This is a genomic window from Microbacterium sp. NPDC079356, from assembly GCF_049545465.1.
Lineage (GTDB): Bacteria > Actinomycetota > Actinomycetes > Actinomycetales > Microbacteriaceae > Microbacterium > Microbacterium gawkjiense.
This window is the reverse complement of record NZ_JBMWDN010000002.1, coordinates 729,905-755,337: the sequence shown is the minus strand read 5'-3', so window position 1 is coordinate 755,337 and position 25,433 is coordinate 729,905. Positions and strand designations below refer to the sequence as shown.

General features: G+C 71.4%; 26 protein-coding genes. 16 read left to right on the top strand and 10 right to left on the bottom strand.

Going from position 1 to position 25,433, the window contains the following annotated elements; all coding sequences use genetic code 11:
• Positions 1-6: 6 nt before the first annotated feature.
• The 3 genes from ACPEH0_RS08355 to ACPEH0_RS08345 all read right to left on the bottom strand — a co-directional run bounded on the left by ACPEH0_RS08355 (position 7) and on the right by ACPEH0_RS08345 (position 3,326).
• Positions 7-840: a VOC family protein gene (locus ACPEH0_RS08355; RefSeq protein WP_366213955.1), complete on the bottom strand. Its 834-nt coding sequence runs from the start codon at positions 838-840 to the stop codon at positions 7-9.
• A gap of 97 nt (positions 841-937) precedes the next feature.
• Positions 938-2,296 carry a uracil-xanthine permease family protein gene (locus tag ACPEH0_RS08350; protein ID WP_217529057.1) on the bottom strand — a complete coding sequence of 453 codons (1,359 nt, stop codon included), beginning with the start codon at positions 2,294-2,296 and terminating at the stop codon, positions 938-940.
• 79 nt (positions 2,297-2,375) lie between these two features.
• Entirely contained in the window at positions 2,376-3,326 is a 951-nt protein-coding gene (locus ACPEH0_RS08345; protein WP_366213455.1) for a phosphoribosylaminoimidazolesuccinocarboxamide synthase, read from the bottom strand.
• Between the two features lie 42 nt (positions 3,327-3,368).
• On the opposite strand from ACPEH0_RS08345, the gene ACPEH0_RS08340 reads away from it, so the two are divergent.
• Genes ACPEH0_RS08340 through ACPEH0_RS08330 form a run of 3 tightly spaced genes read left to right on the top strand, consistent with a single transcriptional unit; the run spans position 3,369 to position 6,079 of the window.
• Entirely contained in the window at positions 3,369-3,911 is a 543-nt protein-coding gene (locus ACPEH0_RS08340) for a hypothetical protein (protein WP_366213457.1), read from the top strand.
• Positions 3,912-3,968: 57 nt separating this feature from the next.
• Positions 3,969-4,592 (top strand): PadR family transcriptional regulator, encoded by a 624-nt coding sequence (locus tag ACPEH0_RS08335; RefSeq protein ID WP_366213458.1) that lies wholly within the window; start codon positions 3,969-3,971, stop codon positions 4,590-4,592.
• Positions 4,589-6,079, top strand: a complete 1,491-nt coding sequence (locus ACPEH0_RS08330; RefSeq protein WP_217529065.1) for a DHA2 family efflux MFS transporter permease subunit — start codon at positions 4,589-4,591, stop codon at positions 6,077-6,079. The genes ACPEH0_RS08335 and ACPEH0_RS08330 overlap by 4 nt, the downstream gene beginning before the upstream one ends.
• Positions 6,080-6,107: 28 nt before the next feature.
• Here the strand turns inward: ACPEH0_RS08330 and purD are convergent, their stop codons facing one another.
• A complete protein-coding gene (gene purD / locus ACPEH0_RS08325) occupies positions 6,108-7,379 on the bottom strand; it encodes a phosphoribosylamine--glycine ligase (protein WP_366213460.1) in 1,272 nt (423 codons plus the stop codon).
• A 44-nt stretch (positions 7,380-7,423) separates the two neighbouring features.
• Between purD and ACPEH0_RS08320 the strand changes: the two genes are divergently transcribed.
• Genes ACPEH0_RS08320 through ACPEH0_RS08310 form a run of 3 tightly spaced genes read left to right on the top strand, consistent with a single transcriptional unit; the run spans position 7,424 to position 8,909 of the window.
• On the top strand, positions 7,424-7,777 hold the full coding sequence (locus tag ACPEH0_RS08320; protein WP_366213462.1) for a sterol carrier family protein: 354 nt from the start codon (positions 7,424-7,426) through the stop codon (positions 7,775-7,777).
• Between the two features lie 36 nt (positions 7,778-7,813).
• Positions 7,814-8,566 carry an HtaA domain-containing protein gene (locus ACPEH0_RS08315; RefSeq protein ID WP_366213464.1) on the top strand — a complete coding sequence of 251 codons (753 nt, stop codon included), beginning with the start codon at positions 7,814-7,816 and terminating at the stop codon, positions 8,564-8,566.
• Between the two features lie 22 nt (positions 8,567-8,588).
• The gene (locus ACPEH0_RS08310; RefSeq protein WP_064003507.1) at positions 8,589-8,909 is read left to right on the top strand and encodes a hypothetical protein; all 321 of its coding nucleotides are present in this window, start codon (positions 8,589-8,591) and stop codon (positions 8,907-8,909) included.
• Between the two features lie 7 nt (positions 8,910-8,916).
• Here the strand turns inward: ACPEH0_RS08310 and ACPEH0_RS08305 are convergent, their stop codons facing one another.
• Positions 8,917-9,528, bottom strand: coding sequence for a zinc-binding alcohol dehydrogenase (locus ACPEH0_RS08305; RefSeq protein ID WP_366213465.1), 612 nt, complete (start codon positions 9,526-9,528; stop codon positions 8,917-8,919).
• An 88-nt stretch (positions 9,529-9,616) separates the two neighbouring features.
• Here ACPEH0_RS08305 and purM point away from each other — a divergent pair, with 88 nt between their 5' ends.
• From purM to ACPEH0_RS08290, 3 genes are read left to right on the top strand one after another with little or no spacing between them, the layout of a single operon-like run.
• Positions 9,617-10,735: a phosphoribosylformylglycinamidine cyclo-ligase gene (purM, locus tag ACPEH0_RS08300; RefSeq protein WP_308210392.1), complete on the top strand. Its 1,119-nt coding sequence runs from the start codon at positions 9,617-9,619 to the stop codon at positions 10,733-10,735.
• Between the two features lie 9 nt (positions 10,736-10,744).
• Positions 10,745-12,208 carry an amidophosphoribosyltransferase gene (gene purF, locus ACPEH0_RS08295; RefSeq protein WP_253034849.1) on the top strand — a complete coding sequence of 488 codons (1,464 nt, stop codon included), beginning with the start codon at positions 10,745-10,747 and terminating at the stop codon, positions 12,206-12,208.
• Positions 12,209-12,226: 18 nt separating this feature from the next.
• The gene (locus ACPEH0_RS08290; protein ID WP_366213467.1) at positions 12,227-13,459 is read left to right on the top strand and encodes an MFS transporter; all 1,233 of its coding nucleotides are present in this window, start codon (positions 12,227-12,229) and stop codon (positions 13,457-13,459) included.
• A 16-nt stretch (positions 13,460-13,475) separates the two neighbouring features.
• Here the strand turns inward: ACPEH0_RS08290 and ACPEH0_RS08285 are convergent, their stop codons facing one another.
• A complete protein-coding gene (locus tag ACPEH0_RS08285) occupies positions 13,476-13,685 on the bottom strand; it encodes a DUF3073 family protein (protein WP_064003512.1) in 210 nt (69 codons plus the stop codon).
• A 146-nt stretch (positions 13,686-13,831) separates the two neighbouring features.
• Between ACPEH0_RS08285 and ACPEH0_RS08280 the strand changes: the two genes are divergently transcribed.
• A complete protein-coding gene (locus ACPEH0_RS08280) occupies positions 13,832-14,392 on the top strand; it encodes a universal stress protein (RefSeq protein ID WP_217529093.1) in 561 nt (186 codons plus the stop codon).
• Between the two features lies 1 nt (position 14,393).
• Here ACPEH0_RS08280 and ACPEH0_RS08275 read toward each other — a convergent pair whose 3' ends face one another.
• A complete protein-coding gene (locus ACPEH0_RS08275) occupies positions 14,394-14,996 on the bottom strand; it encodes a PadR family transcriptional regulator (protein ID WP_366213469.1) in 603 nt (200 codons plus the stop codon).
• A 1-nt stretch (position 14,997) separates the two neighbouring features.
• Entirely contained in the window at positions 14,998-15,849 is an 852-nt protein-coding gene (locus ACPEH0_RS08270) for a DUF4097 family beta strand repeat-containing protein (RefSeq protein WP_366213470.1), read from the bottom strand.
• A 136-nt stretch (positions 15,850-15,985) separates the two neighbouring features.
• On the opposite strand from ACPEH0_RS08270, the gene ACPEH0_RS08265 reads away from it, so the two are divergent.
• Complete coding sequence (locus ACPEH0_RS08265; protein WP_366213471.1) at positions 15,986-16,744, top strand: MerR family transcriptional regulator; 759 nt, start codon at positions 15,986-15,988, stop codon at positions 16,742-16,744.
• Between the two features lie 100 nt (positions 16,745-16,844).
• Here ACPEH0_RS08265 and ACPEH0_RS08260 read toward each other — a convergent pair whose 3' ends face one another.
• Entirely contained in the window at positions 16,845-17,003 is a 159-nt protein-coding gene (locus ACPEH0_RS08260; protein WP_164499361.1) for a hypothetical protein, read from the bottom strand.
• 185 nt (positions 17,004-17,188) lie between these two features.
• Between ACPEH0_RS08260 and ACPEH0_RS08255 the strand changes: the two genes are divergently transcribed.
• From ACPEH0_RS08255 to ACPEH0_RS08245, 3 genes are all read left to right on the top strand, one after another.
• Positions 17,189-17,458 carry a DUF7218 family protein gene (locus ACPEH0_RS08255; RefSeq protein WP_366213472.1) on the top strand — a complete coding sequence of 90 codons (270 nt, stop codon included), beginning with the start codon at positions 17,189-17,191 and terminating at the stop codon, positions 17,456-17,458.
• A gap of 1 nt (position 17,459) precedes the next feature.
• On the top strand, positions 17,460-18,422 hold the full coding sequence (locus ACPEH0_RS08250) for a DNA topoisomerase IB (protein WP_217529103.1): 963 nt from the start codon (positions 17,460-17,462) through the stop codon (positions 18,420-18,422).
• A gap of 86 nt (positions 18,423-18,508) precedes the next feature.
• Positions 18,509-21,802 carry an efflux RND transporter permease subunit gene (locus tag ACPEH0_RS08245; RefSeq protein WP_366213473.1) on the top strand — a complete coding sequence of 1,098 codons (3,294 nt, stop codon included), beginning with the start codon at positions 18,509-18,511 and terminating at the stop codon, positions 21,800-21,802.
• A gap of 3 nt (positions 21,803-21,805) precedes the next feature.
• Here the strand turns inward: ACPEH0_RS08245 and ACPEH0_RS08240 are convergent, their stop codons facing one another.
• Positions 21,806-22,708 carry an aldose 1-epimerase family protein gene (locus tag ACPEH0_RS08240; protein ID WP_359918960.1) on the bottom strand — a complete coding sequence of 301 codons (903 nt, stop codon included), beginning with the start codon at positions 22,706-22,708 and terminating at the stop codon, positions 21,806-21,808.
• A gap of 233 nt (positions 22,709-22,941) precedes the next feature.
• On the opposite strand from ACPEH0_RS08240, the gene ACPEH0_RS08235 reads away from it, so the two are divergent.
• Both ACPEH0_RS08235 and ACPEH0_RS08230 read left to right on the top strand, forming a co-directional pair.
• Positions 22,942-24,984, top strand: coding sequence for a DEAD/DEAH box helicase (locus ACPEH0_RS08235; protein WP_366213475.1), 2,043 nt, complete (start codon positions 22,942-22,944; stop codon positions 24,982-24,984).
• A 22-nt stretch (positions 24,985-25,006) separates the two neighbouring features.
• Complete coding sequence (locus tag ACPEH0_RS08230) at positions 25,007-25,432, top strand: GNAT family acetyltransferase (RefSeq protein WP_253035873.1); 426 nt, start codon at positions 25,007-25,009, stop codon at positions 25,430-25,432.
• Position 25,433 lies beyond the last annotated feature (1 nt).

Here is a 25,433-nt window from a genome sequence, read left to right as displayed (position 1 = left end):
CGCGGCTCACGCGACGGCGGTCGCGTGCAGCGTGTTGCGCCACGGGTCGGTGAAGGTCACCGTCCGACCGTCGTCGGCCGCCTGCACGCCGTGGTGCCGCAGGCGTTCGCTCAGTTCGCCGAGACCGTCGCGGTCGGGCAGGGCGAGGTCGACGCGGCCGAGACCGAGCGCCGGCATGCGCGGCCCCGCGCCGCGCGAGTTCCAGACGTTCATCGCCATGTGGTGGTGGTAGCCGCCCGCACTCACGAACAGGGCGGAACCGCTGAGCTCCGCCGTGACGTCGAACCCGAGGGTGTCGACGTAGAAGGAGCGGGCGGTCCCGACATCCCCCACCGACAGGTGGACGTGACCGACGGATGCCGCGTCGTCGGCGGTCGCGCCCGCTGCGGCGGCGTCGGTCAGGTGCTCGCGGATGAAGGCGTTCGGGTCGAGGAAGAGCGTCGCCATCTCCACCCGTCCGTGCGTCCACGACCAGGCGCTCCGGTCGCGGTCCCAGTAGAGCTCGATGCCGTTGCCCTCGGGGTCGGTGGCGTAGAAGGCCTGGCTCACGAGGTGGTCGGCGCTGCCCGTGAAGGTCTGGGGCGCATGGCGTGCGAGGGAGTACAGGGCCGCCGCGAGCGCCGTCTGCGATTCGAAGAGGATCGCGGTGTGGAACAGTCCCGCGGAACCTGCGGGGGCGTGGCGCAGCGACGGTTCGGCTCGGAGCACGACGATCGGGCGGTTCGCGCGACCGAGCGTCACCGTGTCGCCCTCCGCATCGAGCACCTGCAGTGTGATGACGTCGCGGTAGAACCGGGTCATCCCGTCGAGGTCTCCGACCAGGAGCGTCACCGCGCCCATCGAGGTCGCGGGCGCGAGACGGTCCGGCGTAGGCGTATTCACATGAATCGGTAACGCCGCCGCTTCCCGTTTGTTCCCACGCGCGCGGCGCCGGAACTCAGTCCGGGTCGCCGCCCAGCTGACCGATCGGGACGATCGGGCCCCCGTCATCCGCCCCCGTCTTGCGCGCCCGGGCGATGGCGTTGCCGCCGTGGTAGATCGCGAGCGCGGCGAGGGTGCCGAGGACGATGCCGCCGAACTGCAGCTGGCCGAGGTCCATCGTGAAGTTCGCGATCGCGATGACGAAGGCGACCGCGACCGTGTACTGGTTGACCGGGCGGGAGAAGTCGACCTGGTTGTCGACCCAGATCTTGATGCCGATGACGCCGATGAGGCCGTAGAGGGCGGTCGTCACGCCGCCGATCACGCCGCTCGGGATCGTGAAGAGCACGGCGCCCACGACGGGTGAGAACGACAGCAGCACCGCGATGATGCCCGCCACCCAGTACGCGGCCGTGGAGTAGATGCGGGTGGCCGCCATGACGCCGATGTTCTCGCCGTAGGTCGTCGTGCCCGAGCCGCCGAACGCGCCGGCGAGGGTCGTCGCGAGTCCGTCGGCGACGAGGGCGCGACCGGTCCGCGTGTTGACGGTGGGGTCGCCGGTCATGGTCGCGACGCCGCGGACGTGTCCGACGTTCTCGGCCACGAGCACCAGCACCACCGGCAGGAACATCGGGAGCAGGCCCCACGCGATCGGGTCGCCGAAGGACGGCAGGTGGAAGGCGGGCAACCCGAACCACGCGCGGTCCTCGATGAGCTTCGCCACACCGGTGAAGTCGACGCGGCCCATGATCAGCGCCGCGATGTAGCCGACGACGACACCGAGGAAGATCGAGACGCGCCCGAGGATGCCGCGGAACAGCACCGCGAACAGGACGCTCGCGACGAGCGTGATCGTCGCGAGCACGGCGTCGGTCGTGAAGTTGTTCCAGGCGGCGGGTGCCAGGTTCAGGCCGATGAGAGCGACGATCGCTCCCGACACGACCGGCGGCATGAGCTTCTCGAGCCAGCGCGTCCCCGTCGCCTGCACGAGGAAGCCGATGCCGGCGAGCAGGAGGCCGGCGACGAACACACCGACGAGCGCCTGCCCGATCTGCTCGGGGCTGTCGAGCGGCTTGCCCTCGCCCGGCCCGAAGGCGGTGATCGGCGCGATGAACGCGAACGACGACCCGAGGTAGCTGGGGAGGCGGTTCCGGGTGAGGAGCAGGAAGAGGAGGGTGCCGAGGCCCGAGAAGAGCAGCGTCGTGCTGACGGGGAACCCGGTGAGCAGGGGCACGAGGAAGGTGGCGCCGAACATCGCGACGACGTGCTGGGCGCCGATGGCGATCGTGGTGCCCCAGCCGAGGCGCTCGCGGGGGGTGACGACGGCACCGGGGGCGACGCGACGGCCGTCGCCGTGGAGGGTCCAGATGGGCATGCGCGTACTCCTCGGGTGATGGGGGGATGCCTGGCGTCAGGCTACCTGGGAGTCGGCTGAGTGCGTGGGAGCGACGCCGTCAGGACGTGAGGCGCTCGAGGAGCTCGCGGTACTTCGCCGCCGTCTGGGCGACGATCTCGTCGGGGACGACGGGCGGCGTGCCCTGCTTGTCCTCCCCACGCCCACTCGACGCATCGCTATTGCGCTGCGCCGAGCCTCCGGGCGCGTGGGCCCAATGCGCCGCCAGCCAGTCGCGCACGATCTGCTTGTCGAAGCTCGCCATGCGCGCGGCGGGGGTCTCGGCGGTGCGCCAGGTCTCGGCATCCCAGTACCGCGACGAATCGCTCGTGAGCACCTCGTCGGCGAGGGTGAGGACGCCGTCGGCGTCGAGTCCGAACTCGAACTTCGTGTCGGCGAGGATCAGCCCCTTCGCCTCGGCGAGGGCGGCGGCGCGCCGGTAGATCTCGAGCGACGCATCGCGCAGCTCCCCCGCGCGCTCGACGCCGACGAGCTCGACGGTGCGCTCGAACGAGATGTTCTCGTCGTGCTCGCCGAGCGGCGCCTTGTAGGCGGGGGTGAAGATCGGTTCCGGCAGGCGGTCGCCGTTGCCGAGGCCGGTGGGGAGGGGGATGCCGCAGACCGTGCCGTCGGCCTGGTACTCGACCCATCCCGAGCCGGTCAGGTAGCCGCGGACGACGCACTCGACCGGCAGCATGTCGAGCGAACGGACGACCATGCCCCGCCCGTCGGTCGCGGCCGGCGGCGTCTGGCCGGGGAGGAGGTGGTTGGCGATCGCGCGGCCGCCGTCGGCACCGGCGAGCTGCTCGAACCACCACAGCGACAGCGCGGTGAGGAGGGCGCCCTTGCCGGGGATCGCCGGCTCGAGCACGTGGTCGAACGCGCTGACACGGTCGCTGGCGACCACGAGCAGTCGGCCGTCATCGGCGCCGTCGGAGGGCCGGTAGAGGTCGCGGACCTTGCCCGAGTACACGTGGGTCCATCCGGGCAGGGGGGTCGCGGCATCCGTCACCAGCCCATTATGTCGGGCGCGCGGAGCGCGTACCGTGACGGGATGCGTCGCCCCCTGCTCGCCCTGACCGCCCTCGCGGTGTCGCTCGGACTGAGCGGCTGCGTCTCGACGGCCGCGGTCGATGACGCCGCGCCGACGCCGTCGTCGTCCCCGACCAGGTCGGCCGAGGCCGCGCCGACCCCGACCCCCACTTCGACGCCCGAATCCGAAGAATCGGTGGACCCCTCGTACGCCGTCCCCGAGCAGGACCCGCTCGAGGCCTCGCGCCTGGTGTTCGAGAGCGATGCCGTCGGCGTCGACCCCGTGACGGTCGTGAGCGTGTCGAGCAGTGCGGTGAGGGACCAGGACTACGTGCTCGACTTCGACTGCGTCCCGCGGGACGCCACCATCACGCTGTCCCTGTCGCCGGCCGTGGGCGAGGACGACCCTCCCGTGAACTTCTCCGGGCCCATCGCCCTCACGCAGGGGTGCAGCGGGCCGGGTCGGACGACCGGGATCCGTGTCGACCGGATGGTCGGCGTGCAGATCTCGATGACGGGCGACGAGGTGTCGCGCGCGTGGGCGGTGCTGCGTCCCGACCAGTGATCCCGGTGTCGTCGGACCGGCATATAGTCCACATGGACTAATTCACCGGGAGGCTCCATGGCGCACGGCACGGCGATGCTCACGCCGACCGCCGTCATGCTCCTCGCGCTGCTGCACGAGGACGACATGCACGCGTACGAGATGGTGCGCCTGCTGCGCGAGCGCCGCGCCGACCGGCTGATCGCCCTCACCCACGGCACGATCTACCACACGGTGGCCCGCCTCGAACGGCAGGGTCGCATCGTCGAGGTCCGCAGCGACCGCGACGGCAACCGTCCCGAGCGCACGACGTACGCGTTGACGGATGCCGGTGCCGCCGACCTCCTCGCATGGATCCGCCGCGAGCTCGTGTCGGTCGACGACCCGGGCCGCTTCCGCATCGCCCTGACCGAAGCGCACAACCTCCCCCGCGACGAGGTGCTCGCGCTCCTCGCCCAGCGTCGGGAGCTGCTCGCGGCATCCCTGGACGCCCATCGGACCGCCCGCGATCGCGCGATCGCGCACGGATCGCACCCCCAGTTCCTCATCGAGGTGCACCGCCAGGCGGCGCTCCTCGACGCCGACATCGCCTGGCTCGACGAAGCGGTCGAGTTCATCCGTCGTCCCGACACCGTGTGGGGTGTCGTCGACATCCCCGCCACCGACCGCTATCTGGCACAGAGAGAAGCCGCACGCGCATGAGCGAGAGCACGTCCACCGTCCGCGCCCCGGGCGCACCCGCCGCCCCCACGAACCCCTGGCCTGCCCTCTGGGCGCTCGTCATCGGGTTCTTCATGATCCTCGTCGACACGACGATCGTCTCGGTCGCGAACCCCGCCATCAAGGCGGCCCTCGACCCGACCACGAGCAACCTCGACAACGTCGTGTGGGTCACGTCCGCCTACCTGCTGACCTACGCCGTGCCGCTGCTGGTCACCGGCCGTCTCGGCGACCGGTTCGGCCCCAAGAACATGTACCTGATCGGCCTCGCGATCTTCACTCTCGCGTCGCTCGCGTGCGGACTGTCGGGCTCGCTCATGGCCCTGATCATCGCGCGCGCCGCGCAGGGCCTCGGCGCCGCGTTGATGACGCCGCAGACGATGGCGGTCATCACCCGGACCTTCCCCGCCGAGCGCCGCGGCGCCGCGATGGGCCTGTGGGGCGCGACCGCCGGTGTCGCCACCCTCGTCGGTCCGCTTGCGGGCGGCCTGCTCGTCGACGGCTTCGGGTGGGAGTGGATCTTCTTCGTGAACATCCCCGTGGGCGTCGTCGCCTTCGTGCTCGCGTGGCGGCTCGTGCCGCAGCTCGAGACGCACCCGCACCGGTTCGACGTCCTCGGCGTCGTGCTGAGTGCGGTCGCCCTCTTCCTCATCGTCTTCGGCCTGCAGGAGGGCGAGCACTACGACTGGGCCGCGTGGGTGTGGGCGATGATCGCCGCCGGCGTCGTCGTCCTTGCGGTCTTCATCTGGACGCAGGGCCGCACGAAGAGCGAGCCGCTCGTGCCGCTCCAGCTCTTCCGCGACCGCGATTTCGCGATCTCCAACCTCGCGATCGCCGCCGTCGGCTTCACCGTGACGAGCATGGCGCTGCCGATGGCGTTCTTCACCCAGCTCGCGCGCGGGCTGACGCCGACCGAGTCGGCACTGCTCCTCATCCCGATGGCGGTGCTCTCGGGTGTGCTCGCCCCCTTCGCGGGCCGCATCCTCGACCGCGTCGACCCCCGCGTGCTGCTGGTCCCCGGACTGACGCTGATGGCTGCGGGGCTCGTCGGGTACTCCCTGCTCATGAACACCGAGGCGCCGATCCTCCTGCTGCTGATCCCGTCGGCGGTCATCGGTGTCGCCAACGCGGGTATGTGGGGACCGCTCGCGACGACCGCGACGCGCAACCTGCCGCCGCAGCAGGCGGGTGCCGGGTCCGGCATCTACAACACGACCCGGACGATCGGGTCGGTCATCGGTTCCGCGGCCATCGCCTCCGTCATGCAGTCGCGCCTCGAGGCGAACCTGCCGGGTGCCGGCGACGCGACGGGCGGGGACTTCGGCGGCGGTGGCGGGATGCCTCCCGTCGTCGCCGGGGGGTTCTCCGCCGCGATGGCTCAGGCGATGCTCCTGCCCGCTGCCGTGATCGCGCTCGGCGTCGTGCTCGTGCTGTTCCTGCGCCGCCCCGCGCACCTCGCGCAGCGCTGAGCGCAGCGCGAGGTGGCGCGCGCGGGGTTCAACCCGCGGCGCGGGCGGCGATGTCGCGGCGGTAGTGCCCGCCCTCGAGGGTGATGCGCTCGAGGGCGGTGTACGCCCGCTCGCGCGCGTCGGCGAGGTCGCCGCCCACCGCGACGACGTTGAGCACGCGGCCGCCGGTGGCGACGAGCGCACCGTCGGCGGTGGCGGTCGCGGCATGGGCCAGGTGCACGCCGTCGACGGATGCCGCGGCATCCGTCCCCTCGATGGCGCGGCCGGTCTGCGGCGCCTCCGGGTAGCCCTCACTCGCGAGGACGACGGTGACGGCGGCCTCGGGGGAGAACTCGGGGGCCGGCTCGGACTCGAGCGTGCCGCTGGCCGCCGCCAGCAGCAGGCGTGACAGCGGGCTGCGCAGACGCGCCAGGACGACCTGCGTCTCGGGGTCGCCGAAGCGGGCGTTGAACTCGATCACCTTGACGCCGGACTCGGTGAGGATGAGGCCCGCGTAGAGCAGCCCGATGAACGGGGTGCCCTCGGCATCCAGCTGCCGGATGACGGGCTCGGCCACCTCGGCGGTCACCTGCGCGACGAACGCGTCTTCGCCGCCGAAGCGCTCGCCGAGCCAGGGGAGCGGCGAGTAGGCGCCCATCCCGCCTGTGTTCGGGCCCTCGTCGCCGTCGTACGCGCGCTTGAAGTCCTGCGCAGGGCTGAGCGCCCGCACGCTGTCGCCGTCGGAGACGAAGAAGAGCGAGACCTCGGGGCCGGCGAGGAACTCCTCCACCAGGACGGGACCGCTCGGCAAGTAGGTGTCGGCGTGCGCGAGCGCCGCGTCGCGGTCGGACGTGACGATGACGCCCTTGCCGGCGGCGAGACCGTCGGCCTTGACGACGTAGGGGGCGCCGAACTCGTCGATCGCCGCGGCGACCTCGTCGCGGGTGTGCGCGCGCGCCGCGCGACCGGTCGGGACGCCCGCGGCATCCATGATCCGCTTCGCGAACGCCTTCGAGCCCTCGAGCTGCGCGGCGGCCTTGCCGGGACCGAAGACGGGGATGCCGCGCTCGCGCAGCGCGTCGGCGACGCCGGCGACGAGGGGGGCTTCGGGGCCGATGACGACGAGGTCGATCGCCGCCTCGTTCGCGTAGCCGGTGACGGCCGCGGGGTCGTTCTGATCGAGCCCGGGGACGATCCTCGCGTCGGCGGCGATGCCGGCGTTGCCGGGGGCCGCGAAGATCTCGTGCCCGGCGCCTTCGGCGGCGAGGGCGAGGATGATGGCGTGCTCGCGCGCGCCCGAGCCGAGGACCAGGATCTTCACCCCGCCAGCCTACCGACCGGCCTGCGCGCGTTACGGTGGCTGCCATGGCCCGCACGATCAGCACCGGCGACGGACGCGACGCCCTCGCGGCCGTCGCCGCCGGCACCCCGACGCGTCCCGAGACGGCGACGGCGGTCCGCTACCTGCTGCAGCTGCTGGTCGAGAAGGCGCCGGGCAACTCCGTCGAGGTGCGTGTGCCGCCGTTCGGCGCGGTGCAGGTCGTCGAGGGACCGCGTCACACGCGCGGCACCCCGCCGAACGTGATCGAGACGGATGCCGCGACCTGGATCGCTCTCGCAACCGGACGGGTCGCCTGGGCCGACGCCGTCACCGCCGGCACCGTCCGGGCGTCGGGCGTCCGGGCGAACCTCGACGGGCTGCTGCCGCTCCGGCCCTGACCTGCCCCGGTACCATCGCCTGCGGAGAGGATCCCCATGCAGGCACGGCACCCCCGGAGCGTCACACGTCCCCTCGTCGCCGGGTTGATCGGTGCGGCTGCGGTCCTCCTCGCGCCCGTGGCGCCCGCGAACGCGGCGACGCCGACGTGCGTCGTCTCCGAGGCGACGGCCGTCTGGGATTCCGGCGCCGATGAGCTGCGGACCGACGGCGCCATCTCGGCGGAGGGCGGCATCCTCACGTTCGACGGCGGCGCCGGCGTGCTCGAGCCGGTCCGCCCCTCCGGCAGCCTCAGCTTCGACGGGACCGTCGCCTACACGAGCGCCGCGGGCGTCGAGACGACGCTGTCCGCCCCGACCCTCGTGATCGACGGCGGCTCGGGCACCCTCTTGTTCGACGTGCAGCCCGAGGGGACGGAACTGATCCCCCAAGCGGCGCTCGCCGAGGTCGACCTCCGCGCCGTCGCCGTCTCGGAATCGGGCGACACCATGAACCTCGACGGCGTCGACGCGCAGACCGACGCGACCGCCGACGGTTCCGACCTGCTCTGGGCGGGCACCCTCGAGGACCTCGATCTCACCGTGACCGCGGACTGCACCACGATCGCCGACACCGCGGTCGTCGAGGAGGAGGAGCAGGATGCCGCGGCCCCCGGCATCCTCGTCCCGCTCATCGTCGTCGGGATCGCCACGGCCGTGACGGTCGTCCTCGCCGTCGGATCGGTCCAGCGGCGCAAGCGCAACAGTGCCCGCGCCGCCCAGCCGGAGACCGTCGGCGACCCGCTCCCCTGAGACGGGGGTGGACAATGGAAGCATGGCCGAGCACTCCGAAACGCACGTCGAGTCCGCCGAGCTGCGGCGCACCCCGCGGTTCGCGGCCTTCTTCGCCGTCGGGGCGGCCCTCGGCATCCTCGTCGCCCTCATCCTGACGTTCGCGTTCGGCGACGGAGCGATAAGCGAGAGCACGGGAGCGCGCTACTCGCAGAGCCAGGTGTTCGGCTTCCTGCTGCTGTGGTGCGTGCCCGCCGGGATCGCGGTCGGCGCGGTCGTCGCGCTCGTCTTCGACCGGGTGCTCGGCAAGAAGCACCGCACCGTGCGCATCGAGCGCGAGCGCGTCGAGGGCTCCGAGGACTGAGCCCGCCTCAGGCGAGCTCGGCGATGATCGGCTGGATCGCCGGATCGAACGCCGCGACGTCGCCACGCAGGCCGTCGGTGACGGCGATCGTCAGTGAGCCGATCCACCAGACGCCGCGCTGCGTGAGCGGCAGCACCTGCACGTTCAGCTCGAACGAGTGCGCCCGGCGGCCGACGCGGCGCTCGTGCTCGGCGATCGCGCTCGCGTAGGCCCGGTAGCTGCTCGCCGATCCGGCCCGCGCCTGCATCGTGTAGCGATCGGCGGCCCACCGCGCGAAGGCGACGGCATCGTCGGCGAGCGGCGCCATGGCGGCGCGCAGCTCGTCGAAACCGTCGACGGGGAGCACGGCGAGCGTCTCGTAACCGTCGACGAGATCGAGAGGCACGGGGGAGGGGTGCGCCTGCGGTTCGACCGCCGTCGCCCAGTACGCGAGCCACTGCCGCTGCAGCAGGCGGGCGTCGTCGTCATCGCCGGCGGGCGGTGCCGCGGGGGCTCCCCGCAGGTGGGGCAGCTCTTCGGGAGCACGGATGCCGAGTGCCTGGCGCACGAACAAGGCGACGAGCACCGTCGTACTCGCGTCCTCCCGCACCACCCATTCGGGCCGCTCAGCCCCGCTCATGGCGCCATCCTATGGCTCGCCTGTGGTCCCCGTCCGCTCCGCGTCGCCTCCGCGGCGGAAGCAGGCGGCGTCCGGGGGCCGGTAGGCTGTGCGGGTGGCCTCGACTCCCACCGATCCCTACTCCGCTGCCGGCGTCGACACCGCGGCGGGGGACCTCGCCGTCGAGTTGATGAAATCGGCCGTCCGTCGCACCCAGGGCCCCGAAGTGCTCGGCGGCGTCGGCGGTTTCGCCGGCCTCTTCGACGCCTCGGCCCTCCTCGGGTACACGAAGCCCCTGCTCGCGACCTCGACGGACGGCGTCGGCACGAAGGTCGCCATCGCGCAGGCCCTCGACAAGCACGACACGATCGGCCAGGACCTCGTCGGCATGGTCGTCGACGACATCGTCGTGGTCGGCGCGAAGCCGCTCTTCATGACGGACTACATCGCGACGGGCAAGGTCTTCCCCGAGCGCATCGCCGACATCGTCCGCGGTATCGCCGACGGCTGCGCCGCGACCGGCACGGCGCTCGTCGGCGGCGAGACGGCCGAGCACCCGGGCCTGCTCGGCGTCAACGACTACGACGTCGCGGGAGCGGCCACGGGAGTGGTCGAAGCGGATGCCGTCCTCGGCGCCGACCGGGTGCGTTCGGGCGATGTCGTGCTGGCGCTCGCCTCGAGCGGTCCCCACTCCAACGGCTACTCGCTGATCCGCCACATCATCGCCAACGCCGGCATCGGGTACGGCGACAACGCCGCCGACTTCGGTCGCACGTGGGGCGAGGAGCTCCTCGAGCCGACGCGCCTCTACACGTCGCCGCTGCTGCGCGCGATCGACGCGCACCCGGGCGCCGTCCACTCCCTCAGCCACGTCACCGGCGGCGGCATCGCGGCCAACCTCGCCCGCGTGTTGCCCGTCGGCACCTGGGTCGACGTCGACCGCGCCACGTGGTCGCCCCCGCCCGTGTTCCGCGTCCTCGCCGACATCGGCGGGTTGTCGCTCGAGCAGACCGAGGGCACCTGGAACCTCGGCATCGGCTTCCTCGCCGTCGTGTCGGCCGAGGCCGCCGACGCCGCCGCGTCCACCCTCTCCGCGGAGGGCATCCACACCTGGCAGGTCGGGACGGTGTCGGATGCGGCGCTGCCGGCCGGCGACTACGAGCAGGGCGCGAAGGGCGTCGACGGCGGCGCGGTCCGTCTCGTCGGCTCCTACGCAGAAACGGACTGAGCTACACCCATGTGCGGAATCGTCGGCGTCGTCGGACAGGGACCCGCCAACCAGGAGGTCTACGACGCACTGCTGCTGCTGCAGCACCGCGGGCAGGACTCGACCGGCATCGCGACAGCGGAGTCGAGTGGCATCTTCCACATCGCGAAGAACCGCGGGATGGTGCGCGAGGCGTTCCGCACCCGTGACATGCGCTCGCTCCTCGGCACGATCGGCCTCGGTCACGTGCGGTACGCGACGAAGGGGACCGCCTCGAACGAGGAGGAGGCGCAGCCGTTTTACGTGAACGCCCCGTACGGCATCGTCCTCGTCCACAACGGCAACCTCACGAACACGCGCGAGCTCACCGAGGAGCTCTTCCGCACCGACCGCCGGCACCTCAACACGAGCTCCGACACCGAGCTGCTCGTCAACGTCCTCGCGAACGAGCTGCAGGCCGTCATCTCGGGGCTCGAGCTCGACCACGAGCAGATCTTCGAGGCCGTCACGCGCGTGCACCAGCGCGTGGAGGGCTCGTACGCCGCCATCGCCCTGATCGCCGGGTACGGTCTGCTCGCCTTCCGTGACCCCTTCGGCATCCGTCCGCTGATCCTCGGCACCCGCCGGGCCGAGAACGGCCGGTACGAGTGGACCGTGGCCTCCGAGTCGCTCGTCCTCGAGAACGGCGGCTTCGAGGTCGTCCGCGACGTCGAGCCCGGCGAGGCGGTCTTCATCGATCTCGACGGCAACCTCTTCACGAAGCAGTGCGCGCCGAACCCCAAGCTCGTGCCCTGCTCGTTCGAGTACGTCTACCTCGCCCGTCCCGACTCGGTCATGAACGGCATCTCGGTCTACGAGGCCCGCCTCCGCATGGGCGAGCGCCTCGCCGACACGATCGCGAAGTACACCCCCGAGGGCTCGATCGACGTCGTCATGCCGATCCCGGACTCCTCGCGTCCCGCCGCGATGCAGGTCGCGCGCAAGCTCGGCATCGAGTACCGCGAGGGCTTCTACAAGAACCGCTACATCGGCCGGACGTTCATCATGCCGGGCCAGGCGATCCGCAAGAAGAGCGTGCGCCAGAAGCTCAACGCGATGTCGACCGAGTTCAGGGGCAAGAACGTCCTCCTCATCGACGACTCCATCGTGCGGGGCACCACCTCGCGCGAGATCATCCAGATGGCACGGGATGCCGGGGCCACCTCGGTGACCTTCGCCTCGGCCGCCCCGCCCATCCGCTTCCCCCACGTGTACGGCATCAACATGCCGTCGCGTCACGAGCTCGTCGCATACAACCGGACGATCCCCGAGATCGCCGAGGAGCTCGGCTGCGACTACCTCGTCTACCAGGAGATCGACGACCTGAAGGCCGCGATCCTCGAGGGTGCGCCCGACGTCGAGGACCTCGACATGAGCTGCTTCGACGGTCGGTACGTCACCGGCACGGTGAGCGACGAGTACCTCGCCTGGGTCGAGGGCACCCAGGAGTCCTGAGCCGCCTAGGCTGAATCGGTGACGTCCCCCGATCCCCTCGCCGTGCGTCGTGGTCGGATCCTCGCCGTCGTCGGCATCGTCCTGCTCGCGTTCTCGCTGCGCTCGGCGGTGGCGTCGCTCTCGCCGCTGTTCGATGCGATCGGCGAGGACTTCGTCCTTCCCGCCGCGGTGCTCGGCCTGATCGGCACCGTGCCGCCGCTGTGCTTCGCGGTGTTCGGCCTCCTCGCCCCGGGGTTCGAGCGTCGCTTCGGGCTCGAGCGGACCACGCTCGTCGCACTCGGCGCCGTCGCTCTCGGCTTGGTGGCGCGCGCGGCCGCCATCGACGCGTACGGGCTGCTGCTCGGCTCGGCGCTCGTGTTCGCCGGGGTCGGGGTCGGCAACGTGCTCCTGCCCGCGCTGGTCAAGAAGTACTTCCCCGACCGCATCGGCCTGATGACCACGGTCTACTCGACGATGATGGCGATCTCGACCTTCGTGCCTCCGCTGGTCGCGGTGCCCGTGGCGGATGCCGCGGGGTGGCGCACGTCGCTGGGGCTCTGGGCGGTCTTCGCCCTGGCCGGGCTCGCCCCCTGGATCGTGCTCGCGTTGCGCGCCCGCCGCGCCGCCCTCGCCGAGGTGGACCTCGAACCCGTGAGCACACGGGTGTTCGGGCGGATGTGGCGGTTGCCCACCGCCTGGGCCCTCGCCGTCACCTTCTTCGTCTCGAGCGCCGTCGCCTACACGTCGTTCGCGTGGCTGCCGAAGATCCTCGTCGACACGGCGGGCGTGACGCCGCAGGTCGCCGGCACGCTGCTGTCGCTCTTCGCGCTGATCGGGCTGCCCGCGTCGCTCGTCGTGCCGGTGCTCGTCGCCCGGCGGGGCGTCGTGCTGCCGCTGTTCATCGTCGCCTCGGCCTCGGGGGTGCTGGGCGCCGGCGGGCTGCTGGTGGCCCCGGCATCCGCCCCCTGGCTCTGGGTCACGCTGCTCGGCATCCTGCCGCTGCTGTTCCCGCTCGTCCTGACGTCCGTCGGGCTGCGCACGCGCACGCACGACGCGACGGTCGCGCTGAGCTCGTTCGCGCAGAGCCTGGGTTACGGCGTGACGATGCTGATGCCGATCGGGGTCGGCCTCATCCACGATGCGACGGGATCGTGGACGGTGCCGCTGGTCATGCTCCTCGCGATCTCACTGCTCGCCGTGCCGGCGGGCGTCGTGATCGCGCGACGGAAGACGGTCGAACAGGAGTGGGAACAGCGCCACGGTTCGTGGTGAGCGGACGAGCGAGGGGTCAGGCCTTCTCGAAGGATGCCGGGGCCGCGGCCGACGGGTCTTCTTCGTCGTCCTCGTCGGCGTACTGGTCGGCCCACTTGTCCTCGTACTGCTCGTCACCGGGCGCGCCGAGCTCACGCTCGAGCGCGTTGATGTTCAAGCTGTACGTGTCGTACTTCAGCTCACGGGCGATCTTGGTGTTCTTCGCCTTTTGACGGCCACGCCCCATGCGTAACCCCCTCATTTCACGAGTGCGGGCTTGGTCCGGCAGCCCGACGAGTCACAGTCCGGCAATGGCCGGGAAGAGTAGCATTCAGGGTACCACGGAGCGTTCCCACCGCCCTCGCGGCGGGGATCCAGGAAGGGTGATCCGACATGTCCGATGCCGTATCGCAGCCGCAGACCCGCCGTCCGCATCGCCCCGTGATCGCGGGGATCGTGCCCGGGCAGCCGGCCCGCGTGCTCCGCGAAGCCGCGCAGTATGCCCGGCTCCACGGCGCCGCCCTGCTGATCGCCCACGTCGACATCACCCGGTTCGTCTCGTACGAGGATCCCGACGGCTACGTCCACACGGCGCCGATCAACCTCGACGCGATCCCGAGCGAAGCGCTCGAGGCCCAACTGCGTGACCAGGCCACCGCGGCGCTGTCGGGCATCGACGTCGCGTGGTCGCTCGAGATGCTGGCGGGCGACCCGGCGCTGGCGATGAAGGACCTCGCAGAGCGCACCGAGGCGCGTCTCATCGTCGTCGGCACGCGCAAGCGCGGCATCGGCGACTCGATCCGGGAGTTCTTCACGGGGTCGGTCGCGGCACGCCTCGCGCACCGGCAGCCGCGCCCCGTCCTCGTCGTCCCCCTGGGGGAGCCCGTGAAGGACGACGAGGACCCGTGGCGCGACCGGCAGGACTGGCCCGAGGAGCTCTGGCCCGGCAGCTGAGTCAGCTGCGCATCGCGCGCCGGACGGCCTCGGCCGTCTCGTCGAGCGCGGTCTTCAGGTCGTCGACGACGGATGCCGCGAGGTCGCCGCCGCGGGCGACGTGACCGCGCAGGTCGGCTCGCAGACCGGCACGGAACTCGGCGAGCAGCTCGTCGGCCCGTCGCACCTGCTCGCGTGCCGCCGCGCGTGGGTCGGCAGATGAGGGTGCCGCGGGTCGGCTTGGCGCAGCGGATGCCGCGGCCAGGTCGGCCTGCAGGCTGCGCATGGCCTCCCGCACGCCCGCGCGCACCTCGTCTGCGATGAGACGGACGCTGTCCGCGAGGCCGGCCTCGATGCCCGCGAGGTCGCCCGAGCGCGACGCCACTTCGGCGCGACCGGCATCCGTGATCTCGTAGACGGTCTTGCGGCCGTCGACGGTCTTGGTGACGAGACCCTCCTCCTCGAGCTTCGAGAGGCGGGGGTAGATCGTGCCGGCGCTGGGGGTGTACGTGCCACCGGTGCGGTCGGACAGCGCCTGCATGAGGTCGTACCCGTGGCGCGGCGCCTCGTCGAGCAGGCTCAGCAGATAGAGGCGCAGGTCGCCGTGGGAGAAGACGGGGGGCATCTCAGTACTCCTCTGCCGCGGGGGTCGGGTCGGTGATCGCCGAGGCGACGCGTCGGATGACGGAGACGTCGCCCGAGACGGTGTTGGCGCGGACCTCCGCGAACGAGCCGCTGAGCTCGCCCACCGATCCGGAGTAGGTCGAGCCGATCCCGCTCTGGGACCGGTCGATCCCGTCGACGCTCAGCTTCCCGCTGACCGTGCGCAGGGTGTACTTCGCCGCCACGGCCTCGTCGAGGCGCAGGGTCGCGGCGCCGCTGACCGTGTTGAACGAGACGTTCTGGGTCGGTCCGACCGAGTCGATGAGGACGGCGCCGCTGACGGTGTCGGCGTACGCGGTGCGGATCGCGCCGGCCGCGGTGATCGCGCCCGAGACCGCGTTGGCGTTGAGCGTGCCGGTGAGGTCGCGCATCTGCACGTCGCCCGAGACCGAGTTCACCGTCACGTCGCCGGTGAGGCCGTCGACGATGATGTCACCCGACACGGTGTTGAGCTTCGCGTCGGTGACGAGCCCCGCTACGAGCGCGCTCGCGCTGACGACGCCGAGGGTGAGGGCGATCTCGCGCGGAACCGCGATGCTCACCTCCGCCTGCGGTCCGCCGCTGCCGAAGTTGCGGAACGACGACAGGAAGTTGTCCCAGCGCAGCTGCGCGTGGTCGATCTCCACTGCACCGTCACGGGCTTCGATGCGCAGTTCCTTCTGCGTAACGGAGTGCACTTCGATGCGGACGCCGGGCTCGTCGTGGGCGACGACGTCGATCTGTCCGCCGACGAGTCCCACCTTGAGTCGACGGATGCCGTCGAGGTCGATGACGCGGGTCTCCCCGGGCTGGACCAGCCACTTCTCGAGAGTCATGTTGTCTCCTGCGGTCGATCGCGAATCAAGATATATCGCGTTGCAGGCACCGTAACACGATATATCTCGAATTGTCGAGACCGATGTGCAACGAGCGCTTGACCTTGACGCTGCGTCAACTTCTAGCGTGGTCGTCATGACGCGTGAATGGTCGATCCAGGAACTCGCCCGCCTGGCGGGGACGACGAGCCGCACCCTGCGCCACTACGGCCAGGTCGGACTCCTGTCGCCGACGCGGACGGGCACCGGGGGCTACCGGTTCTACGACGCCGCCGCCCTGCGCCGCCTGCAGCACATCCTGCTGCTGCGCGAGCTCGGACTGGGTCTGCCCCGCATCGCCGAGGTCCTCGCCGAGGACGTCGACGAAACCGCGGCGCTGGCCACCCACCTGGGCTGGCTCGAGACCGAACGCGCGCGCATCGACCGGCAGATCGCCGCCGTCGCATCGACCCTCGACGCGAGGAGAAGAGGAGAGGAACCCATGGCCGAGAACATGTTCGACGGCTTCGACCACACCGTGCACCGCGAGGAGGTCACCGAACGCTGGGGCGCCGACGCGTACGCGCGCTCCGACGCCTGGTGGCGCGGGATGTCGGCCGACGAGAAGAAGGGCTGGATGGAGCGCAGCGCGCAGCTGACTTCCGACTGGAGCGACGCGGCGGGCCGCGGCATCCGTCCCGATTCCGACGAGGCGCAGGAGCTCGCCGCGCGGCACATCGCGTGGCTCGAGAGCATCCCCGGAACGCCCGCCGCCGACGGCGGCGACCTCCGCGGATACGTGCTCGGCCTCGCCGACATGTACGTGGCCGACGACCGCTTCGGTGCGAATTACGGCGGGACGGCGGGCGCGACGTTCGTCCGGGACGCGCTGCGCCACCACCTCGACCGGTCGTGAGCTGACGTGACGAGGCCCCCTCGACCGAGATCGGGAGGGGGCCTCGATGCGCTCGTGGGGGCGAGCGCCGCTGACGCGCCTGGGGGTGCGCGTCAGACGATCAGGTGTTCTTGCGGAGGACCCGCAGCAAGAAGGCGATCAGCGCGATGACACCCACGATGATGGCCACCCAGAGCAGGAACTGGAGACCTTCCGTGATGCCACCCACGATCGCCAGCACGATGGCGATCACGATGATGATGATGAGTGCAAGGTTCATTGGAGGCTCCCTCTGTTTGTCTCCGTTGTCCGCCGGAGCGGGGGTGACGCGGGTGTGCGTCGTAGACATTGCTATCAGCGTTCTCCCAGGCGGATCAGGCCCTTGACAGGCGCTGCGGGCGGTGACATAACGTGGCCGGACGCGGGCGATCCCTGTCCGCATCGATCACGTGAGGCGGATGCACCATGCCGGCAGGACGCGGCTCGAACAGCCTGAAGGACCCCGACCTCTACGAAGAGCTCCGAAAGGACGGCGCCTCGAAGGAGAAGGCGGCCCGCATCTCCAACGCCGCCGCGCGCGACGGCCGCAGCGCCGTGGGCCGCCGGGGCGGCACGTCCGGAGACTACGAGGACTGGACCGTGGCCGACCTCCGCGGCCGCGCGAAGGAGCTCGGCATCCGCGGGTACTCCCACGCCCGCAAGGCCGACCTCATCGACATGCTCCGATCGCACTGACGTGCCACGGCTCAAGCGGGTGCGGCCCGGCACCGACGTCGGCTATCGCCGGCTGCGCTCCGGGACCGGCTTCCGGTACGTGGATGCCGACGGCGACCCCCTCCCGAAGGCGGAGGCCGACCGCGTGCGCGCCCTCGTCCTGCCGCCCGCGTGGCAGGACGTGTGGATCTGCTCGGACCCGAACGGGCACATCCAGGCGACCGGCGTCGACGAGGCGGGGCGGGTGCAGTACCGCTACCACCCGCAGTGGACGGCGGGACGCGACAAGGGCAAGTACGCCCGGGCGCTGCAGCTTGCCGAGGCGCTGCCGCGGGCGCGCGGACGCGTCACGACGTCGATCCGTCGCGAGGACATCGACCAGGAACGCGTGCTCGCCGCCGCCTTCCGGCTGCTCGACCTCGCCGCGCCGCGCGTGGGAGCCGAGCGCTACCTCGTCAAGCACGGCAGCCGCGGCCTCACCACGCTGCTGCGCCGGGACGCCGTCGTCGACGGCACCGTCGTCGCGCTGCGCTTCCCGGGCAAGAGCGGCCAGCGCCAGGAGATGGAGGTCGACGACCCTGACCTCGCCGCGGCCGTGGAGCTGCTCGTCGCGGGCAGGCCGAGCTCGCCGCTGCTCGCCTACCTCCGCGGGCGTCGCCGCGTCGCCCTCACGCCCCGGGACGTCAACCTCTACGTCCGGTCGATGACCGGGGGGACGTTCACGGCGAAGGACTTCCGCACCCTGCGGGGCACGATCACCGCCGCCGACGCCCTCGCCCGCATCGGGCCTTCGACGAAGAAGTCCGACCTCAAACGTGCCGAGGTCCTCGCGGTCAAGGTGACCGCCGAGACGCTCGGCAACACCCCGTCGGTCGCGCGCAGCTCGTACATCGACCCGCGCGTGTTCGACCGCTACCGTCGCGGCATCCTGCTCGACACCACCGTGTCGCCCGAATCCGCCATCCGGACGCTCATCCTCACCTGACCCCTCCCAGCCCCGCGGGTGGGGTGCCGTGAAATACTGACGCGCACCCCCGCATCCCTCACCTGCACCGTGGAAATGGGCCTCCGTTGTCGAACCTCGCTGTCCTGAGCCTCAAGAACCGCGCGCTCATCGCCCTCATCACGATCGTCGCGGCGATCTTCGGCGGACTGGCCCTCACGAGCCTCAAGCAGGAGCTGATCCCGCCGATCCAGCTGCCGCAGCTGTCGATCCTGACCACGTACCCCGGCGCATCCCCCGACGTCGTCAACAACGACGTCTCGACGCCGATCGAGCAGGCGATCCAGGCCGTCCCCGACCTCGAGTCCACGTCGTCGACGAGCACGACGAACGCGTCGATCATCCGGGCATCCTTCGCCTACGGCACCGACCTCGCGACCGCCGAGCAGAAGATCCTGCAGGCCATCAACCGCATCGACGACACGCTGCCCGACGGTCTCGACACGAGCGTCCTCGCCTTCTCGACCGACGACCTCCCCGTCATCGCGCTCGCCGTCACGGGATACGACAACGCGACCGAGGTGCAGACACGGCTCGAGAACGCCGTCGTCCCCGACATCGAGGACCTCGACGGCGTCGCCGCCGCGCAGATCGTCGGCGGGCAGACCTCGCGGGTGACGATCACCCCCGACCAGGCCGCGCTCGCCGCCGACGGGTACACGCAGACCGCGATCACCGACGCGCTCGACCAGAACGGCGTCCTGTTCCCCGGCGGCACGATCGACGAGGGCGACCAGACCCTCACCGTGCAGACCGGCACGAAGCTCGACTCCATCGACGAGATCGCCGCGCTCCCGCTCGTCCCCACGGACGCCGACCAGTTCGCCGCCGGCAAGGTCACCGTCGGGGACGTCGCCGACGTCGTCCTCGACACCGACCCGGTGACCTCGATCTCGCGCGTCGACGGCAAGCCCGCGCTCACGGTGTCGATCACGAAGCTCCCCGCGGCCAACACGGTCGACGTCTCGCACCTCGTCCGCGACGCGATCGGCGCGCTGCAGGACGACATCGGCAGCGGCGCGACGATCACGGTCGTCTTCGACCAGGCGCCCTACATCGAGCAGTCGATCGAGGCGCTGGCGCAGGAGGGGCTCCTCGGGCTCGCGTTCGCGGTCGTCGTCATCCTGATCTTCCTGCTGTCGGTGCGCTCGACCCTCGTCACCGCCATCTCGATCCCGACGAGCGTGCTCATCACGTTCATCGGCATCCAGGCCTTCGGCTACTCGCTCAACATCCTGACCCTCGGCGCCCTCACGATCGCGATCGGCCGTGTGGTCGACGACTCCATCGTCGTCATCGAGAACATCAAGCGGCACTACGTCGGCGGCGCCGACAAGCTGCAGGCGATCCTCCTCGCCGTCCGCGAGGTCGCGGCCGCCATCACGGCCTCCACCCTCACGACCGTCGCCGTCTTCCTGCCGATCGCCTTCGTCGGCGACCTGACCGGCGAGCTCTTCCGCCCCTTCGCGCTGACGGTCACCATCGCGATGCTCGCGTCGCTCTTCGTCGCGCTGACCATCGTGCCCGTGCTCGCGTACTGGTTCCTGCGACCGGGCAAGCCGGTGACGGATGCCGCGGGTCGGGCGATCGACCCCGAAGACCCGGCCGCGCCGCCGAGCCGCCTGCAGACGTCGTACCTGCCGGTGCTGCGCTGGACGCTGAAGCACTCGGTGGTGACGCTGCTGCTCGCCGTCCTCGTGCTCGGCGGCACCGTCCTGGCCGCCCCGCTCATGAAGGTCAACTTCCTCGGCGATTCGGGACAGAACACCTTCACCGTGACGCAGAACGTCGGCGACACCGCGAGCCTCGAGACCCAGGACGCCGCCGCGAAGCGCGTCGAGGAGGTCCTGCTCGACGTCGACGGCATCGAGACGGTGCAGACCTCGATCGGCTCGAGCGGGTCCGCACTCCGCGATGCGTTCTCGGGCGGCGGCACCGGCATCACCTACTCGATCACGACCGACCCCGACGCCGACCAGGAGCAGATCCGCACCGACGTGCAGCAGGCCGTCGCCGACCTGCCGGATGCCGGTGAGGTCGTCGTCTCGGCGGCGCAGGGCGGCTTCGGCTCGACCGACATCGAGGTCGACGTCACCGCGCCGGACGCCGGCGTGCTGCGCGACGCGACCGACGCGGTGGTCGCCGCGCTGCGGGACGCGAAGGGCATCGAGCAGGTCGACTCGAACCTCTCGGCATCCCTCCCGTTCGTCTCGGTCGCCGTCGACCGCGACAAGGCGGCCGAGCTGGGCCTGTCGGAGGTCGCCGTCGGCGGGCTCGTGTCGAACACGATGCAGCCGCGACAGATCGGCACCGTCGAGATCGACGACGCGTCGCTCACCGTGTACCTGAAGGCCGCCGACATCCCGCAGACGATCGACGAACTCCGTTCGCTCGAGATCGCGAGCGCGTCGGGCCTCGTACGCCTCGACGAGGTGGCGACCGTCGAGCAGTCCGAGGGACCGTCGTCGATCACCAGCGAGCGCGGTCAGCGCACCGCATCCGTCACCGTCACCCCCGCCACCGACGACCTGAACGCCTCGAACGCGGCCGTCACCACCGCCCTCGCCGACGTCGACCTGCCGCAGGGCGCCGACGCCGAGATCGGCGGGGTCGTGACGCAGCAGCAGGACGCCTTCGCGCAGCTGGGACTCGCGATCCTCGCGGCGATCCTCATCGTCTACATCGTCATGGTCGCGACCTTCAAGTCGCTGCGGCAGCCGGTGCTGCTGCTCGTCTCGGTGCCGTTCGCGGCGACCGGCGCCATCCTGCTGCAGATCGTCTCGGGTGTGCCGCTGGGCGTCGCGTCGCTCATCGGCGTCCTGATGCTCGTCGGCATCGTCGTCACGAACGCGATCGTCCTCATCGACCTCGTCAACCAGTACCGCGAGAAGGGTCTGTCCACGCCCGAGGCGGTGCTCGCCGGCGGTGCGCGCCGACTGCGGCCGATCCTCATGACGGCCCTCGCGACGATCTTCGCGCTCACGCCGATGGCGCTCGGGATCACGGGGCACGGCGGGTTCATCTCGCAGCCGCTCGCGATCGTCGTCATCGGCGGACTCGTGTCGTCGACCGTGCTGACCCTGCTCGTGCTGCCCGCGCTCTACAACCTCGTCGAGGGGGCCAAGGAGCGTCGCGCCGCCAAGCGCGGTGACGTCGTGCCCGCCGCGACCGCGACCGAGGCGCCGCTCACGCGACGCGCGCGTCGGGATGCCGCGGCTTCGGCAGGAGTCGTCACCGGCGCGGCCGCCGTCGACACGGCGCTCGTGATCGAGGAGGCCCCGGACATCGAGATCCCGGCGGTCGAGGCGCCGGCGGTCGAGGAGCCGGCGGTGTCCGACGAGGAGCCGCGGCGCGAGGAGTGAGGGTCAGCCGACGAGGTCGGCGCCCCACTCGAGCGTCCAGCTCTCGCCGGGGGCGAGACGTCGCAGGCTCCGGCCGGAGTTGAATGCGTCGGCCGGAGACGTCATCGGCTCGATCGCGACGGCCAGGTCGTGCCCCGGGAAGCGGTCGGTCGTGAAGACCTGGACGTACTCGAATCCCTCGCCCGCCCACACCGTGAGGCGGCGCCCGTCCGGGGCGATCAGGTGCGCATGGATCCGTCCGTCGCGGCGGGGGAGTCCCGCGAAGGCGACGTCGAGCGACAGGTCGCCGACGCGTCGGGGCGTGCGGAGGTCGTGCTCGTCGTCGAGCGGCTCCTCGGCGACCGGGATGCTCTGATCGTCCAGGCGGAACCAGGTCCGCGCCTCGACCTGCAGCGACAGGTCGGCGGTGTCGACGTCGGAGATCCGGAAGTACGGGTGCGTCCCGAGGGCGACCGGGGCGTCGCCGTCGCCGATGTTCGTGATCTCGTGGGTCACCCGGATGCCGCGCTCGCCGAGGCGATAGGTCACGCGAGTGGCGAGGTGGTACGGGTACCCCGTCTGCGGCACGACGTCGGCCCGCAGGGTGAGCGCAGCATCCGTCTGCTCCTCCACCCGGTACGACGCGAACCGCAGCAGCCCGTGCGACGCGTTGCCGAGCTTCGGCTCAGTGATCGCGAGCTGGCGGAGTTCGCCGTCGTCCTCCCAGCGGCCGTCGCGGACGCGGTTGGGCCAGGGGACCAGGACGATGCCGGATGCCGCGGGTGTCGGCGCGTCGTCGGGGTAGTCCGGGACGAGGTCGACGCCGCCGACGCGCAGCGCCCGCAGCGCGGCACCGACCTCGGTGATCTCGGCCGAGACGTCGGCGGCGCGGAGGGCGAAGCGGGTTCCGGTGGGATCGGCGGCCATGCGGCCAGCGTATCGGCGCGGCGGGTTCCCAGGTGGGCCGGGTATCGTGGACCCGTCGGCGGAGGACACCGCGCTGTGCGCGGGCATCCTGTGTAGTCCTCGGGGCCGATCTCGACACCCGCTCCGTGGTGTCGGAACCAGTAACTGGAATGGCCCCCGGCCGACGGAAGTCCGGGTCTCACCGTGCGTGCGCGCACGGCGCTGTTTCGTGCGAGAACCCAGAAAGCACACGCATGCCCAAGAACAAGAAGCCGGCCGGCGGCCGCGCGCAGAACTTCGAGCCCCGCTACGGCAAGAAGACCTCCTACCAGGACGCCAAGCGCCGCCCCGGCCAGGCCTCCGCCGGAACCGCCGGCAGTAAGAGCCCCAAGCACCGCGGCTTCCGCGCCGCCGAGGAGTCGGCACCCGCGAAAGGCCGCTGGACCGAGCAGGACCGCGCCGGCCGGGCCGAGGCCCGCGGCATCCGCTCGCACGCCCGCGGCGACCGCGCCGCCGGTGGCGAGCGCCCGCGCTTCGACCGCGCCGGTGGCGAGCGCCCGCGTTTCGACCGCGCCGGTGGCGAGCGCCCGCGCTTCGACCGCGAGCGAGGCAACGACCGCGGAGATTTCGATCGTCGGGGCCCCCGTGGGGCCGATTCGCGTCGGGATGGGCAGGATGTCCGCGGTTACGGCCGCCCCGAGCGCGACGATCGTGCGCGGTTCGACCGGACCGAGCGCCCCCGCTTCGACCGCGCCGACCGTGGCAACGACCGCGGAGATTTCGACCGCCGCGCCCCTCGTGACGCCGGAAACGGCCGTGACGCACGCGATTTCCGCGGTACTGGCCGTCCCGAGCGCCCGCGCTTCGACCGCGCCGACCGCACCGCGCGCTCGTTCGATGACCGGCCGCGTCGCGACGACCGGCCCCGCCGCGACGAACGCGCGAACCGGTCGGACTGGGCCCACGCGGCCGGAGGCTCCGCGCGGCGCGGCAGCGGCGCGGGGAGTGGCCGTGGGGAGAACGCCGCCGAGAAGTCGAAGGCACACCAGGAGCACGTCGACGTCGTCCACGAGCGTCTCCAGGCCGAAGCGGTGGATGCCGCATCCGTCGAGCAGGCGTCGTTCGCCGACCTCGGGCTCGGCCAGAACATCGTGCGCACCCTCGAAGGTCTCGGCGCCACGAGCCCGTTCCCGATCCAGGCGGCCACCGTCCGTCCGATCCTCGAGGGCCGTGACGTCCTCGCCCGTGGCCGCACCGGCTCGGGCAAGACGATCGCCTTCGGCGCTCCGCTCGTCGAGCGTGTGCTGCGCGGCCAGGCCGGCAAGCGCCGCGCGTGGGGCCGTTCGCCGCAGGCGCTGATCCTCGCGCCGACGCGCGAGCTCGCGCTGCAGATCGACCGCACCGTGCAGGAGCTCGCGCAGAGCGTCGGCCTCTTCACGACACAGGTCTACGGCGGCGTCCCGCAGGGCCGCCAGGTCGGCGCGCTCAAGAAGGGCGTCGACATCGTCATCGGCACCCCGGGCCGCATCGAGGACCTCGAGAAGCAGGGCAAGCTCGACCTGTCCGAGGTCGGGATCGTCGTCCTCGACGAGGCCGACCACATGAGCGAGCTGGGCTTCCTCGAGCCGATGCAGCGGATCCTCCGCCTCGTGCAGGACGACGCGCAGAAGCTGCTCTTCTCCGCCACGCTCGACCGCGAGGTCGCTGCTCTGGTCGACGAGTTCCTCGTGGACCCGGCCGTCTACGAGGTCGCCGGCGAGACGCAGGAGACCAGCACCATCGACCACCGCGTCCTCGTGATCGACCACCGCGACAAGGCCGAGATCCTCACCTCGCTTGTCGACCGCGACGGCAAGACGCTCGTCTTCACGCGGACCCGTGCGTACTCCGAGATGCTCGTCGAGCAGTTCGAGGATGCCGGGATCGCCGCCGTCGCCCTCCACGGCGACCTCAACCAGGCCAAGCGCACCCGCAACCTGCAGCGTCTGACCGACGGCAAGGTGAACGTGCTCGTCGCGACCGACGTCGCGGCGCGCGGCATCCACGTCGACGACATCGACCTGGTCGTCCAGGCTGACGCTCCCGACGAGTACAAGACGTACACGCACCGCTCGGGCCGCACCGGTCGCGCGGGCCGCGCGGGCACGGTCGTCACGCTGATCACGCGTCAGCGTCGTCGGCGCATGACCGAGATGCTCGAGCGCGCAGAGATCGATGCGCCCTTCGACGAGGCGCGCATCGGCGACGACGTGCTCGAGGAGATCACGGGTCGTCAGGCCGCGAACGTCGACGCCTGAGCGGTGTCACTAGGGTGGGCGGATGCCGCTCGTCATCCGCCCGCTCGGTGATCCCGACGTCGACGCGGTCGTGTCCCTGTGGCACGACGCCGGCCTGACCCGCCCCTGGAACGACCCGCACCGCGACATCGCGCGTGCCCGCGCCGTCTGGCCCGACCTCCTTCTGGTCGCGGCGGACGGCGACCGTGTCGTCGGCTCGGTCATGGCCGGGTACGACGGGCACCGCGGCTGGTTGTACTACCTCGCATCGGCTTCCGACCGGCGCGGCGAGGGGATCGGGCGGATGCTGGTGGCCGAGGCGGAGCGACGGCTCGAAGCGCTCGGCTGCCCGAAGGTGATGCTCATGGTCCGCGAGGGCAACGACGCGGTCGCGGAGTTCTACGACGGCATCGGCTACGCCCGCGACGCGACCTCCGTCCTCGGCAAGCGCCTCATCCCCGACGACTGAG

Bases quoted from the DNA above. Each gene is read 5' to 3' on its own strand.
- ACPEH0_RS08285 (WP_064003512.1), bottom strand. From the start codon at position 13,685: ATGGGGCGTGGCCGTCAAAAGGCGAAGAACACCAAGATCGCCCGTGAG.
- ACPEH0_RS08315 (WP_366213464.1), top strand. From the start codon at position 7,814: ATGCAGGCACGGCACCCCCGGAGCGTCACACGTCCCCTCGTCGCCGGG.
- ACPEH0_RS08235 (WP_366213475.1), top strand. From the start codon at position 22,942: ATGCCCAAGAACAAGAAGCCGGCCGGCGGCCGCGCGCAGAACTTCGAG.
- ACPEH0_RS08265 (WP_366213471.1), top strand. From the start codon at position 15,986: ATGACGCGTGAATGGTCGATCCAGGAACTCGCCCGCCTGGCGGGGACG.
- ACPEH0_RS08230 (WP_253035873.1), top strand. From the start codon at position 25,007: ATGCCGCTCGTCATCCGCCCGCTCGGTGATCCCGACGTCGACGCGGTC.
- ACPEH0_RS08340 (WP_366213457.1), top strand. From the start codon at position 3,369: ATGCGTCGCCCCCTGCTCGCCCTGACCGCCCTCGCGGTGTCGCTCGGA.
- purF (WP_253034849.1), top strand. From the start codon at position 10,745: ATGTGCGGAATCGTCGGCGTCGTCGGACAGGGACCCGCCAACCAGGAG.
- ACPEH0_RS08275 (WP_366213469.1), bottom strand. From the start codon at position 14,996: ATGCCCCCCGTCTTCTCCCACGGCGACCTGCGCCTCTATCTGCTGAGC.
- ACPEH0_RS08335 (WP_366213458.1), top strand. From the start codon at position 3,969: ATGGCGCACGGCACGGCGATGCTCACGCCGACCGCCGTCATGCTCCTC.
- ACPEH0_RS08355 (WP_366213955.1), bottom strand. From the start codon at position 840: ATGGGCGCGGTGACGCTCCTGGTCGGAGACCTCGACGGGATGACCCGG.
- ACPEH0_RS08255 (WP_366213472.1), top strand. From the start codon at position 17,189: ATGCCGGCAGGACGCGGCTCGAACAGCCTGAAGGACCCCGACCTCTAC.
- ACPEH0_RS08310 (WP_064003507.1), top strand. From the start codon at position 8,589: ATGGCCGAGCACTCCGAAACGCACGTCGAGTCCGCCGAGCTGCGGCGC.
- ACPEH0_RS08270 (WP_366213470.1), bottom strand. From the start codon at position 15,849: ATGACTCTCGAGAAGTGGCTGGTCCAGCCCGGGGAGACCCGCGTCATC.
- ACPEH0_RS08260 (WP_164499361.1), bottom strand. From the start codon at position 17,003: ATGAACCTTGCACTCATCATCATCATCGTGATCGCCATCGTGCTGGCG.
- ACPEH0_RS08330 (WP_217529065.1), top strand. From the start codon at position 4,589: ATGAGCGAGAGCACGTCCACCGTCCGCGCCCCGGGCGCACCCGCCGCC.
- ACPEH0_RS08305 (WP_366213465.1), bottom strand. From the start codon at position 9,528: ATGAGCGGGGCTGAGCGGCCCGAATGGGTGGTGCGGGAGGACGCGAGT.
- ACPEH0_RS08350 (WP_217529057.1), bottom strand. From the start codon at position 2,296: ATGCCCATCTGGACCCTCCACGGCGACGGCCGTCGCGTCGCCCCCGGT.
- ACPEH0_RS08240 (WP_359918960.1), bottom strand. From the start codon at position 22,708: ATGGCCGCCGATCCCACCGGAACCCGCTTCGCCCTCCGCGCCGCCGAC.
- ACPEH0_RS08320 (WP_366213462.1), top strand. From the start codon at position 7,424: ATGGCCCGCACGATCAGCACCGGCGACGGACGCGACGCCCTCGCGGCC.
- ACPEH0_RS08280 (WP_217529093.1), top strand. From the start codon at position 13,832: ATGTCCGATGCCGTATCGCAGCCGCAGACCCGCCGTCCGCATCGCCCC.